General features: G+C 72.2%; 10 protein-coding genes. All 10 read left to right on the top strand.

Translation table 11 applies throughout. The features are described from left to right. Positions 1 to 210: 210 nt before the first annotated feature. The 10 genes from AB0C96_RS19140 (at position 211) to glgB (ending at position 13,103) form a co-directional block, all read left to right on the top strand. On the top strand, positions 211 to 570 hold the full coding sequence (locus tag AB0C96_RS19140; protein ID WP_362918825.1) for a hypothetical protein: 360 nt from the start codon (positions 211 to 213) through the stop codon (positions 568 to 570). A gap of 193 nt (positions 571 to 763) precedes the next feature. Beyond that, complete coding sequence (locus AB0C96_RS19135; RefSeq protein WP_362918824.1) at positions 764 to 967, top strand: hypothetical protein; 204 nt, start codon at positions 764 to 766, stop codon at positions 965 to 967. Positions 968 to 1,472: 505 nt separating this feature from the next. Continuing rightward, complete coding sequence (locus AB0C96_RS19130; RefSeq protein ID WP_362918823.1) at positions 1,473 to 1,607, top strand: hypothetical protein; 135 nt, start codon at positions 1,473 to 1,475, stop codon at positions 1,605 to 1,607. Positions 1,608 to 1,877: 270 nt separating this feature from the next. Further along, positions 1,878 to 2,501, top strand: a complete 624-nt coding sequence (locus AB0C96_RS19125; RefSeq protein WP_362918856.1) for a response regulator transcription factor — start codon at positions 1,878 to 1,880, stop codon at positions 2,499 to 2,501. Next, a complete protein-coding gene (locus tag AB0C96_RS19120) occupies positions 2,498 to 4,066 on the top strand; it encodes a histidine kinase (RefSeq protein ID WP_362918822.1) in 1,569 nt (522 codons plus the stop codon). Before AB0C96_RS19125 ends, AB0C96_RS19120 begins: the two co-directional genes overlap by 4 nt. Positions 4,067 to 4,132: 66 nt before the next feature. After that, the gene (locus AB0C96_RS19115; protein WP_362918821.1) at positions 4,133 to 4,324 is read left to right on the top strand and encodes a hypothetical protein; all 192 of its coding nucleotides are present in this window, start codon (positions 4,133 to 4,135) and stop codon (positions 4,322 to 4,324) included. A gap of 636 nt (positions 4,325 to 4,960) precedes the next feature. Then, positions 4,961 to 6,964, top strand: a complete 2,004-nt coding sequence (locus AB0C96_RS19110) for an alpha-1,4-glucan--maltose-1-phosphate maltosyltransferase (RefSeq protein WP_362918820.1) — start codon at positions 4,961 to 4,963, stop codon at positions 6,962 to 6,964. Then, positions 6,961 to 8,688, top strand: coding sequence for a maltose alpha-D-glucosyltransferase (gene treS, locus AB0C96_RS19105; RefSeq protein WP_362918819.1), 1,728 nt, complete (start codon positions 6,961 to 6,963; stop codon positions 8,686 to 8,688). Before AB0C96_RS19110 ends, treS begins: the two co-directional genes overlap by 4 nt. A 347-nt stretch (positions 8,689 to 9,035) precedes the next feature. Continuing rightward, entirely contained in the window at positions 9,036 to 10,556 is a 1,521-nt protein-coding gene (locus AB0C96_RS19100; protein ID WP_362918818.1) for a phosphotransferase, read from the top strand. A 354-nt stretch (positions 10,557 to 10,910) separates the two neighbouring features. After that, a complete protein-coding gene (gene glgB, locus AB0C96_RS19095; protein WP_362918855.1) occupies positions 10,911 to 13,103 on the top strand; it encodes a 1,4-alpha-glucan branching enzyme in 2,193 nt (730 codons plus the stop codon).

Raw genomic sequence — 13,103 nt, 5'->3', positions numbered from 1 at the left:
CTCCACATGGTCCAAGAGTCCGCGCGGGAGCGCGGTCGGCGGTACGTAACCGGTCATGAAGTGCCCCGCCTGCTGGTGGCAGTGTGCCCTATTGGCCAGAGCATCAGCCTACCCATGATGGGGATACCCGTGGGCGGGAAGCCACCGGCTCTACCAGCGTGGACAGTTGGACCGATCAGACCCCCGCGACCGTGCGACCGGTCCGGGGGCGTGGCCACCAACCCCTGGGAGGTTGACGACATGCGCAAACATAGCGCGTGGATCTTCGAACTGCTGTTGCGGGTGTTACTGCCCGCGCGGGGGCGTCACCGGTCCGCAGGCGCACTGCCCGCCGTGAGATGGGAGGACGCGCCGACACTCACACTTCCCCGCGTCCCCGTCGGGCGGCGGCAGGGGCTGCTGCGGGGCGAGGACGTTGCCTTGATCCGCCCGTACGTTCTCACGTCCGAGGAGCGGCAGGAACGGCAGGAACGACGGTTGCAGCGCGGGCGGCGGCGGGCGTTGTGGCTCGCAGCGTACGGCGTCGATGCCGGGCCGCGCTGGATTCACGGTGTGGAGGTGGTGAGCTGATGCCTCGGACTTGCCGCACCGTTCACCTGATGGACCCGGTTCCGGTACCGGAGCCTGAGCCGGTTGCCGGGTGCGACGTGTGCGCTGCCCTCGCAGGACAGCGCGCCGGAGCGCGCGCCATCGGGGACATGAGCAAGGCGATCGACTGCAACATCGAGATCGTGCGCCACCCGCACCCGAAGCGGGAGGGACGATGACGACCGGGGCACGCACGGCCAGCCAGGCGGCAGCGAACGCCTACCGTGATCTGCAACTTGCCCTCGCCGAAGCGAAGATGACGCTCCCAGAGATGACGTTCAGCGACACCGCCGACGGGCATATCCGGATCCACCTCGGCCGCGTCGACATCGGCACGGCCGCGAGGCCGGCCCGCGCTCTGAAGACGGCAGGGTCATGAGCGCAGGCGCCTGGTCGCGACTGTGCGACCGGGCTGAGCAAGCATGGAACCGGCATGTCAGGTATCGGGAGCTGTACCGGCAGCTCGATCTCATGCGGGATGCCCTCAAGGCCCGTACGGCGTGGATGGATGACCTGACCGAGGCGGAGCTGACGGAGATGCTGCACGGTGTCACCGCGTGCATCGACGCCGTGCAGGCAGCGGGCAGCGGGCAGCGACGTTCCGTGTCCGGAGGGCGCGCCCATGACCGGGCTCGGGAGTCCAGGGGCGCGCCACCCGTCACGTAGACCAGGGCGGGGCCGCCATCCTCCTCCGGCCGCCCCGCCTGTGTTGATGCTCGACCGCATCAACGGAAAGCCGACGACCGGCCAATCCACGGATTCCGTCCCCGTCCGGGATGCCCACGCAGTGCCCCGGCAAGGGGACGGGCCAGCCCCGCCCGGCACCACAAGCAGACAGTCAGTTGCCGGAACAGGGGGTACCAACATGTCGAAAGAGAGAAAGCATGTCCAAGGGCCGACCCAAGAACGTCAGGTTCGAAACCGAAGCCGACCGCAAGGACGACGCGAACACCGCCAAGCAGCAGACGCAGAAAGCGGACCTCGTTCAGAAGATGAAGGACAAGATCAAGGGTCAATAGGCCCCACGCTGAAGGCCGCCCGCAGCACGCGGGCGGCCTCGCGGCCTTTTGGAACACCGTCGGCCCGTAAGACTCCCGCAGGACCGCAAGTACCGACGGCCCTGTCCGTGTGCTGCCGTGTGGCGCATGGTCGGGGCTCTTGCCGACCAGTCGATCGGCCGAACTGTCGCGTCCTACCCTGTCAGCGTGACCAAACAGTCTGAGTCCGGGGCCGGGCCAACCGACAAGCCGGTAAGGCGTACAAGAGTCCTGTTGGCCGACGACGAGACGATGATGCGCGCCGGTGTGCGGGCGATCCTCGGGGCCGCGCCCGACATCGAGGTCGTCGCGGAGGCCGCCGACGGCCGCGCGGCGGTCGACCAGGCGCTCCTGCACCGGCCGGACGTCGCACTGCTGGACATCCGCATGCCGCGCCTGGACGGTCTGGGTGCCGCCGCCGAACTCGCCCGGGCGGTACCGGAGACGGCCGTCGTCATGCTGACCACGTTCTCCGAGGACGAGTACATCGCCGGCGCCCTCGGCTCGGGCGCGGCCGGCTTCCTGCTCAAGTCCGGTGATCCGCGCGAGCTGATCGCCGGGGTGCGGGCGGTCGCCGACGGCGGCGCCTGCCTCTCGCCGTCCGTCGCCCGGCGGGTCATCTCGCACCTGGGGGAAGGGCAGTTGGGCCGGGGCGCGGCCGCCCGGGCCCGGGTCGCCGAACTGACCGGACGGGAGCGCGAGGTGCTCGGCCTGGTCGGCGCCGGGCTGTCCAACGCGGAGATCGCCCAGCGGCTGTACCTGGTCGAGGGCACCGTCAAGGCCTACGTCAGCGCGATCCTCACCCGCCTGGGCTTCAAGAACCGCGTCCAGGCGGCGATCCTCGCGTACGAGGCCGGGCTGGTCCCCGCATCGTGACGCCGTTCCGGCGGCTCCTGGACGCGCGGTGGTGGCGGGCGCGGCTCCCCGGGCTGGGGCTCTGGCTGCTGCTGTGCGGTCCGCCGCTCCTGGCGTTGACCTCGACGCCCAACACCTCGGTGTGGGCGACGGCGGCCGCGTTCCCGCTGCTCGCAGCGGCCGTGGTGGTGCGCAGGCGCTGGCCGCTGGTGGCGCTGGCCCTGCCGGTCGCGCCCAGCCTGGCGATCACCCTGCACCTGTTCACCGTCGCGTACTGCACCGCGCTCGCCGTCTTCGGCTATCTGGCCGGTGTCCGGCTGCCCCGGGCCCGTCCCGCCCTGTGGTTCTTCACCGGCGTCGCGGCCGGCGCGCTCCCGCTGACCGCCGTCGTCGGCCGCACGGTGTGGCCGTGGTTCTCGCTGCTGCTGACCCTGCTGCTCAACGGGGTGCTGCCGTGGCTGCTGGGCCGGTACCGCCGGCAGTACGACGAGCTGGTCCGCACCGGCTGGCAGCTCGCCGAGCGGATGGAGCGCGAGCAGCAGGCCGTCGCCGACCGCACCCGGCTGCGCGAACGCGCCCGGATCGCCGGCGACATGCACGACTCCCTCGGCCATGACCTCGCGCTGATCGCGCTGCGGGCCGGGGCGCTGGAGGTCGACCCCGGGCTGGACGAAGCCCGCCGGGCGGCGGCCGGTGAGCTCCGCGCGGCGGCCGGGACGGCGACCGAGCGGCTGCGGGAGATCATCGGCGTCCTGCGCACCGGTGACGAGGGTGCGCCCCGGGTGCCGTCCGACGAGGGCGTGGCGGAACTGGTCGACCGGGCGCGGGCCTCGGGGATGACGGTGGCGCTGGAGCAGCCGGACGGGAGCGACACCGCCGAGCTGCCGGCCATGACCGGGCACGCCCTGCACCGCGTCGTCCAGGAGTCGCTGACCAACGCCGCCAAGCACGCCCCCGGCGCGGCCGTACGGGTACGGATCGAGCGGGACCGGGAACGGCTGCGGGTCACCGTGGCCCATGGCGCGCCCCCGGCCGGGCCGGCACCGGCCCCGGTCTCCGGCGGCAGCGGGCTGGTGGGCCTGGACGAGCGGGTCCGGCTGGCCGGCGGCGCCCTGACGGCCGGGCCCGCGACGGAGGGCGGCTTCACGGTCACGGCCCGGCTGCCGACCGCCGGCGGCGCCCTGCCACCCTCCGTCGCACTCCCCGAACCGACCGCCGCCGAACGGGAGTTGGCCCACGCACGCCGGCAGGTGCGGCGTCGTCTGCGACAGATCGTGGCGGTCCCGTTGGTGCTGCTGGCCGGCCTGATGGCGCTGATGGGCGTCTTCCAACTGCTCACCCCGTCCTGGACGGTCCTGGACCGGGAGCGCTACGACGGCCTCCGCCTCGGCGACCGGCGCTCCCACGTGGAGTCCGTCCTGCCGTTCTTCGCCCTGGACGCCCCTCCCGACGGCACTCCCCCGCCCCCGTCCGGCCGGACCTGCGTGTACTACAGCGTCCGCCCGGACAGCGAGTCCGCCTACGAGCTCTGCTTCGCCGACGACCGGCTGGTCACCAAGCGCATCGCCCACCGCCGGCACCGCTGACGCCGGACGCCCCCCGCCCACGGATACCGGCCCGCCCCACCCCGTCGTGGCCCCACACGGCGCGGCGTGGGCGCGCCCGCGCAGCCCCCGGAGATCGGCAGTTTCGGCCAGGGCGCGGCGGTCAGCGGCGCCGGCGGGACATCGGCGTCGCGGCAGGGCCGCTCCCGCGTCGAGGAGGCCGCCGCACGGATCCGGGCCGGGGTGGGCTCGGGCGCAGCCATGCCGAGCCCCTCGGTGGTGGCCTTCACCGGTCGGTGAGCGGGCGCCGCGCCCGGCAGCCGTGGTGCGCGTCGCCGCCCCCACGTGAGGATCCCGCGGGCAAGGGCCACCGGCATCCCCTGGCCGTCGATCCCGCCCCACTCGGTCATATGTACGCCATCGCCCGCGATACTCCCCCAACTCCCTTTGTTTTCATGCCGGTTCACCCGATTCCGCAGCCCCGGACGGCCGGCTACCGGCGCGTTAGTCGATATGGCCGATTCCACCCCCTCATGCGCTCTTGTACGGACTCCCTCCTGGAGGGAGGCTGCGGTGTGGCGCCGACGGGCCCCGGCGCGACACCGGACATCCGCACACCGCAACTCCGCTGTGATCACACCGAGTTGAGGAGGCGACGCCGACCGTGTCAGCGCAGCTCCGCAGCCGTCCGCGCATGGGCGGGGACACATCCGCCGGCTCACGGCAGGCCCGAGGTTACGTACCAGTAGTTCACATTCGGCCGGATTTCCGCGCCGTCGTCCGAGGGAAGGCTCACCGGGTACACCCCGGCCGGCCGTGTCGTCCGCCAGCCGGGTGAAAGCGGACACGAGCGCCCCTGCCCGCACCCGGTCCCCCCGCCGTGGAGCGGATACAAAGGACAAAACCCCGCAAAGCATGACAAGCCCAGGTGAGCCCATGATCGGTCGCATCCCTGTTCTGGACATCCGCCCGCAGATCGATTGCGGCCGCCGCCCGGCGAAGGCCGTGGTGGGCGAGGCCTTCGAGGTCTCGGCCACCGTCTTCCGCGAAGGCCACGACGCGGTCGCGGCCAACGTGGTGCTGCGCAACCCGGCCGGACGCTGCGGCCCGTGGACCCCGATGCAGGAGCGGGCGCCCGGCACCGACCGGTGGAGCACCGAGGTCACCCCGGACATCGAGGGCCGCTGGACGTTCACCGTGGAGGCCTGGTCAGACCCGCTGGCCACCTGGCGCCGACACGCCTCGGTCAAGATCCCGGCCGGCATCGACACCGAGCTGGTCCTCGCCGAGGGCGCCGCGCTGCACGAGCGGGCGGCCACCGACGTCCCCAAGAGCGACGGCCGGGAGTCGGTGCTCGGCGCCGTGGACGCGCTGCGCAACCCCGCGCTGCCCGCCGCCACCCGGCTCGCCGCGGCGCTCTCCCCGCAGGTCGTCGAGGCACTGGAGCGCCACCCGCTGCGCGAACTGCTCACCGTCTCACGCCCGATGCCGCTGGTCGTGGAGCGCCGTCGGGCCCTGTTCGGCTCGTGGTACGAGCTCTTCCCGCGGTCCGAGGGCGCCGTCGTCACCCCGCAGGGCACCGCGGTCAGCGGCACCCTGCGCACCGCCGCCGAACGGTTGCCGGCCGTCGCCGCCATGGGCTTCGACGTGGTCTACCTGCCGCCCGTCCACCCCATCGGGACCTCCTTCCGCAAGGGGCCCAACAACAGCCTTTCCGCCGGCTCGGACGACGTCGGCTCCCCGTGGGCCATCGGCTCGGCGGCCGGCGGCCACGACGCCCTCCACCCCGACCTGGGCACCTTCGAGGACTTCGAGCACTTCGTCCGTACGGCGCGCGAGCTGCGGATGGAGGTGGCCCTGGACTTCGCGCTCCAGTGCTCCCCCGACCACCCGTGGGTGACCCTGCACCCGCAGTGGTTCCACCACCGCGCGGACGGGTCGATCGCCTACGCCGAGAACCCGCCGAAGAAGTACCAGGACATCTACCCGATCGCCTTCGACGCGGATTTTCGGGGGCTGGTGCGCGAGACCGAGCGCTTGCTGCGCTTCTGGATGGCCAAGGGCGTGCGGATCTTCCGGGTGGACAATCCGCACACCAAGCCGGTGGCGTTCTGGGAGAAGGTGATCGGTGACATCAACCGCACCGACCCGGACGTGCTCTTCCTCGCCGAGGCGTTCACCCGCCCGGCGATGCTGCACACCCTCGCCCAGATCGGCTTCCACCAGTCGTACACCTACTTCACCTGGCGCAACACCAAGCGGGAGCTGACCGAGTACCTCACCGAGCTGTCCGGGGAGAGCGCCGCCTACCTGCGGCCCAACTTCTTCGTGAACACCCCGGACATCCTGCACGCCTACCTCCAGGAGGGCGGTCGCCCGGCCTTCGAGATCCGTGCCGTGCTGGCCGCCACGCTCGCCCCCACCTGGGGCGTCTACGCCGGATACGAGCTCTGCGAGTCGACGCCGGTACGCCGCGGCAGCGAGGAGTACCTCGACTCGGAGAAGTACCAACTCAGGCCGCGCGACTGGGATGCGGCGGCGAAGGAGGGGCGCACCATCGCCCCGTTGATCAGCGCGCTCAACCGCATCCGCCGCCGCCACCCTGCCCTTCAGCAGCTGCGCAATCTCCATTTCCACCCAGTCGACAACGACGCCGTGCTCGCCTTCTCCAAGCGAACGGGGCACGGGGAGCGGTCCGACACGGTGCTCACGGTGGTCAACCTCGACCCGCACCACACCCACGAGGCGACGGTGTCGTTGGACATGCCGGAACTCGGCCTCGGCCGGCACGAGTCCTTCCCGGTGCGCGACGAGCTCACCGGCGACACCTACCACTGGGGCAGGGACAACTATGTGCGCCTGGAGCCGGGCCGCTCGCTCGCGCCCGCTCACGTGCTGTCGCTGCGACCGTCCTCACCGATCGGAGGGTCACCCAATTGATCATCAATGAGCCAGTCCCCGACACATTCGAGGACACCCCCGCGAAGGACCGCGATCCCGACTGGTTCAAACGAGCCGTCTTCTACGAGGTCCTGGTGCGCTCCTTCCAGGACAGCAACGGCGACGGCATCGGCGACCTCAAGGGCCTCACGGCCAAGCTGGACTACCTCCAGTGGCTGGGGGTGGACTGCCTCTGGCTCCCGCCGTTCTTCAAGTCCCCGCTGCGGGACGGCGGTTACGACGTCGCGGACTACACCGCGGTACTTCCGGAGTTCGGCGATCTGGCGGACTTCGTGGAGTTCGTGGACGCCGCGCACCACCGCGGAATGCGGGTCATCATCGACATGGTGATGAACCACACCAGCGACCAGCATCCGTGGTTCCAGGAATCGCGCACCGACCCCGAAGGGCCCTACGGCGACTACTACGTCTGGGCGGACGACGACAAGCAGTACGCGGACGCCCGGATCATCTTCGTCGACACCGAGGCCTCCAACTGGACCTTCGACCCGGTCCGCAAGCAGTACTACTGGCACCGCTTCTTCTCCCACCAGCCGGACCTCAACTACGAGAACCCGGCGGTCCAGGAGGAGATGATCTCCGCGTTGCGCTTCTGGCTCGACCTGGGGATCGACGGCTTCCGGCTGGACGCGGTGCCGTACCTCTACGTCGAGGAGGGCACCAACTGCGAGAACCTGCCCGCCTCGCACGCGTTCCTCAAGCGGGTCCGGGCGGAGATCGACGCGCACTACCCCGACACCGTGCTGCTGGCCGAGGCCAACCAGTGGCCGGAGGACGTCGTCGACTACTTCGGCGACTACGCCGTCGGCGGCGACGAGTGCCACATGGCGTTCCACTTCCCGGTGATGCCGCGCATCTTCATGGCGGTGCGCCGCGAATCGCGCTACCCGGTCTCGGAGATCCTCGCCAAGACCCCGGCGATCCCGTCCGGCTGCCAGTGGGGCGTCTTCCTGCGCAACCACGACGAGCTGACCCTCGAAATGGTCACGGACGAAGAGCGCGACTACATGTACGCGGAGTACGCCAAGGACCCGCGGATGCGCGCCAACATCGGCATCCGCCGGCGGCTGGCCCCGCTGCTGGACAACGACCGCAACCAGATCGAGCTCTTCACCGCCCTGCTGCTGTCGCTGCCCGGCTCGCCGATCCTCTACTACGGCGACGAGATCGGCATGGGCGACAACATCTGGCTCGGCGACCGGGACGCGGTGCGCACCCCGATGCAGTGGACGCCGGACCGCAACGCCGGGTTCTCCTCCTGCGATCCGGGCCGGCTCTTCCTGCCGACCATCATGGACCCGGTCTACGGCTACCAGGTCACCAACGTCGAGGCCGCGATGAGTTCGCCGTCCTCGCTGCTGCACTGGACCCGCCGGATGATCGAGATCCGGAAGCAGAACCCCGCCTTCGGGCTCGGCAGCTACACCGAGCTGTCGTCCACCAACCCGGCGGTCCTGGCCTTCCTGCGGGAGGCGCCGGGCACCGACGGCGCGGACGACGACCTGGTGCTGTGCGTGCACAACTTCTCGCGGTTCGCCCAGCCGACGGAGTTGGACCTGCGGTCGTTCAGCGGCCGCCACCCCGTGGAGCTCATCGGCGGCGTCCGCTTCCCGGCCATCGGTGAGCTGCCGTACCTGCTGACCCTGGCGGGCCACGGGTTCTACTGGTTCCGCCTGCGCAGGAACGCCGGATCCGCAGTCTGATCGGCGCCCTGACCGGGCACGGGCGCCGACACACACCGCCCGTACGCGGCCACCCGGCCCGTACGGGCGTTTTTTGACCTTTCGCTCGGGCAGTCTCCCTACTACCGCACGGGCCGGGAGAGCCCTCGTGGGTCCCCCGGTCCGGGAGGGGACCGCCGGGCGACGGGAAACGCGCACGTCCAGCACCGCCGCCGTACCCGCGGTCCCGCCCGGCACGCCCTGAGCACGTCCGGGGGGACCCCCAGCCTCCGTACGGGGGTACCGCCACCGCGCCACCGCACAGTGAAGGCCGCATTCCGGGACACTTTGCCCTACCTGTCGTGTGCCCGGGGAAAGGACGCGACGCCATGTCGGACACCGCCCCGACCCGTGCCACCCGTAACAGCCCTGACCGCCGTCCGCTCGTCACCGCCCCCGATCTGCTCTCCTCGCTGGTACCCCTCCTGGCCGCATGGGTGCCGCGCCAGCGCTGGTTCGCCGGCAAGGGGCGGCTGATCACCGGTTTCACACTGCTGTCGGCGACCGAGCTGCTGCCGTGCACCGGCGACGGCACCGCGCCGGGGCTGCTCCAGCTGCTCGTCCGCGCCCAGCAGAGCGCCCCGCCGAGATGCACCCCGGCCGGCGGCGACCGCTATCAGCTGCTGCTGGGGGTGCATCCGGCGCCGGCGCCGCAGCTGGCGCCGGCGGTGATCGGCCGGCCGGGCGGGGGCCCGCTGCGGGGCCGTACGGTCTATGACGCGTTGCTCGACAACCGGCTGTGCGGACTGCTGCTGGAACGGCTGCGGGTGCCGGGGCGGATCGGGGGACTGCGCTTCTGCCGGGAGCCGGGCGCGGACATCCCCTCCGGGCTGCCGGCCCGGCCGATCGCCGTCGAGCAGTCCAACTCCTCCGTCGTCTACGGCGATTCCTTCATCCTGAAGGTCTTCCGGCGGATCGAGCCGGGCATCAACCCGGACCTGGAGCTGCCGCGGGCGTTGGCCGACGCCAAGTGCGCGCGGGTGCCGGCGCCCGCCGCGTGGTTCGAGTCGGCGGCCGCGGGCGAGTGCGGTGAGGCGACGACGCTGGGCGTGCTCCAGCCGTTCCTGCCGGGGTCGGCGGACGGCTGGCAGCTGGCCCTCAATGCGCTGGCGGTGCGCGCCGACTTCACCGGTTCGGCCCGGGCGCTCGGGCACGCCACCGCGGAAGTGCACACCGCGCTCGCCCAGACCCTGCCGACCACCGAGCTGCGCCGCCCGCAGCTCGATGCGATCGCCGCCCGGATGAACGAGCGGCTGGAGGCCACCGCCCGCGCCGTGCCCGTGCTCCAGCCCTACCGCGCGCGGCTGCGCACCGCCTTCGACGCGCTGGCCGCGATGGGCCACGACGGCCGCAGCTGGGCCGCCCAGCGCATCCACGGCGATCTGCACCTGGGCCAGACGCTGCGCTCCGCCGACCGGGGCCGCTGGTCGCTGATCGACTTCGAGGGCGAGCCGGCCCGTCCGCTCGCCGAGCGGCGCCGGCTGCAACCCGCGGTGCGGGACGTCGCGGCGATGCTGCGCTCCTTCGACTACGCGGCGCGCAGCGGGCCGGCCGGCTCGGACCCGTGGGCGCTGGAGTGGGCGCGCCGCACCCGCGCCGCCTACTGCCTGGGGTACGCCGAGGCCGGCGGGCTCGATCCGCGCTCGGCGCCCGAGCTCATGCGCGCCTACGAGACCGACAAGGCCGTCTACGAGGTGCTCTACGAGGCCCGGCACCGGCCCGACTGGCTGTCCGTCCCGATGGCCGCCATCCGGCGGCTGGCGTCCGGCGGGGAGCCGACGGTGGGGGTGGACGGGACCGGCCCGACGGCCGGCGGGGGCCCGGCGGTCCGGCGCGACGGCCGGGGGTGAGGCGCCCCGTACGCACCGCCGTGGCCGCCCGCCCGGCACGCGTCCCGCACCCCGGCGACCGCGCGCCGACCCGACGAGTCCCCGCGCCCCGAAGCCGCCCCACACCTCACCTCACCGCCCCGCCCCGCCCCGCCCCGCCCCGAGGAGGCCCCACTCGTGACCGCCCGCCCGTCTCCCGCCAGCACCTCACCCGAACCCCGTCCGGGCGAACCCCGCTCGCGCTCCTCCTCCGGATCGCCGCCGTCCCGGCGTACCGCTGCCGACCGCGCGCCCGCCCCGCACCCGACCGGCGACGGCGCGCTGGGGCGGTCCGACCGCCCGGCGCCGCCCCGGGGCGCCTCCGGCGGTCGCGGGGTGCGGGCCGCCGAACCGCTCCGTGACGAGGACCGCGGCCGGCTGCTGGACGGCGCGCACCACGATCCGCATGCGCTGCTCGGTGCGCACCCGGTGCCCGGCGGGCTGCTCATCCGGGCGCTGCGGCCCTTCGCGCGGCGTGTGACCGTCGTCGCGCCGGGGCTGCGTGCGGAGCTGCACTCGGAGGGTGACGGACTGTTCGCCGGTGTGCTGCCGCTGCGCACCGTCCCGGACTACGAGCTGCTGGTCGACTACGGCGACACCGCGCCGACCGTGCGCGACCCCTACCGCTTCCTGCCCGCGCTCGGCGAGCTGGACCTGCACCTGTTCGGCGAGGGCCGGCACGAACAGCTGTGGCGGGCGCTGGGCGCCCGGACCATGGACCACCAGGGCGTGACCGGCACCCGCTTCACGGTGTGGGCGCCCAACGCCCGGGGCGTCCGCGTGGTCGGCGACTTCAACTACTGGGACGGCACCGGCTGCCCGATGCGGTCGCTGGGCTCCTCCGGTGTCTGGGAGCTCTTCCTCCCGGGTGTCGGCGAGGGTGATCTGTACAAGTTCGAGATCACCCGGCCGGACGGGTCGAAGACCGTGCGCGCCGACCCGATGGCCCGGCGGACCGAGTGCCCGCCCGCCACCGCCTCCGTCGTGGAGGAGTCGCACTACCGCTGGAAGGACGCCGACTGGATGGCCCGGCGCGGGGAGCGGCCCGTGCACGAGGCGCCGTTCTCCGTCTACGAGGTGCACCTCGCCTCCTGGCGACCCGGTTTGACATACCGTCAGCTTGCAGACCAACTCCCGCCATACGTGAAGGACTTGGGCTTCACCCACGTCGAGTTCATGCCGGTCTCGGAGCACCCGTTCGGCGGCTCCTGGGGCTACCAGGTGACCGGCTTCTACGCGCCCACCGCCCGGATGGGCACCCCCGACGACTTCCGGTTCCTGATCGACGCGCTGCACCGGGCCGGTATCGGGGTGCTGATGGACTGGGTGCCGGCGCACTTCCCGCGCGACGACTGGGCGCTGGCCGAGTTCGACGGCCGCCCGCTGTACGAGCACCAGGATCCGGCACGGGCCGCGCACCCGGACTGGGGCACCCTGGAGTTCGACTACGGCCGCACCGAGGTCCGTAACTTCCTGGTCGCCAACGCCGTGTACTGGTGCGAGGAGTTCCACATCGACGGGCTGCGGGTGGACGCCGTGGCCTCGATGCTCTACCTCGACTACTCGCGCGAGGACGGCAACTGGACGCCGAACGTCGACGGCGGGCGGGAGGACCTCGACGCGGTCGCCTTCCTCCAGGAGATGAACGCCACGGTCTACAAGCGCTGCCCCGGCGTCGTCACCATCGCCGAGGAGTCCACCGCCTGGGACGGCGTCACCCGCGCCACGCATCACATCGGCCCCGGCGGCTTCGGCGGTCTGGGCTTCGGGTTGAAGTGGAACATGGGCTGGATGCACGACTCCCTGGGGTACGTCTCCAAGGAGCCGGTGCACCGCAAGTACCACCACGGCGAGATGACGTTCTCGATGATCTACGCCTACTCGGAGAACTACGTGCTGCCGATCTCCCACGACGAGGTCGTGCACGGCAAGCGGGCGCTGGTGTCGAAGATGCCCGGTGACTGGTGGCAGCAGCGCGCCAACCACCGGGCCTACCTCGGCTTCATGTGGGCCCACCCGGGCAAGCAACTCCTCTTCATGGGGCAGGAGTTCGCCCAGGGCGCGGAGTGGGCGGAGAGCCACGGCCCGGACTGGTGGCTGCTCGACCCGTCGTACGAGGCCGAACGGGACCACCGGGGCGTCCGCGACCTCGTCCGCGACCTGAACCGGCACTACGCCGCCGCCCCGGCCCTCTGGGAGCGCGACACCGATCCGGCCGGCTTCCACTGGATCGACGGCGACGCCGGCGAGGACAACGTCTTCTCCTTCCTCCGCTTCGCCGCCGACGGCTCGCCGCTGATCTCGGTCAGCAACTTCTCCCCCGTCGTGCGCCACGCCTACCGGGTCGGGACCCTGGACCACGTCCCCGCCTGGCGCGAGGTGCTCAACACCGACGACCCGCGCTACGGCGGCAGCGGCGTCGCCAACCCCGACCTGCTCAAGGCCGAGGCCGTCCCCTGGAACGGCCGCACCGCCTCCTTCACCGCGGTGCTCCCTCCACTGGCCACCGTCTGGCTACGGCCGGCCTGA

It is taken from the genome of Streptomyces sp. NPDC048506, assembly GCF_040651315.1.
GTDB lineage: Bacteria > Actinomycetota > Actinomycetes > Streptomycetales > Streptomycetaceae > Streptomyces.
This window is presented reverse-complemented; position numbering and strand designations above follow the sequence as displayed.

Bases quoted from the DNA above. Each gene is read 5' to 3' on its own strand.
- AB0C96_RS19135 (WP_362918824.1), top strand. From the start codon at position 764: ATGACGACCGGGGCACGCACGGCCAGCCAGGCGGCAGCGAACGCCTAC.
- AB0C96_RS19130 (WP_362918823.1), top strand. From the start codon at position 1,473: ATGTCCAAGGGCCGACCCAAGAACGTCAGGTTCGAAACCGAAGCCGAC.
- AB0C96_RS19125 (WP_362918856.1), top strand. From the start codon at position 1,878: ATGATGCGCGCCGGTGTGCGGGCGATCCTCGGGGCCGCGCCCGACATC.
- AB0C96_RS19110 (WP_362918820.1), top strand. From the start codon at position 4,961: ATGATCGGTCGCATCCCTGTTCTGGACATCCGCCCGCAGATCGATTGC.
- AB0C96_RS19100 (WP_362918818.1), top strand. From the start codon at position 9,036: ATGTCGGACACCGCCCCGACCCGTGCCACCCGTAACAGCCCTGACCGC.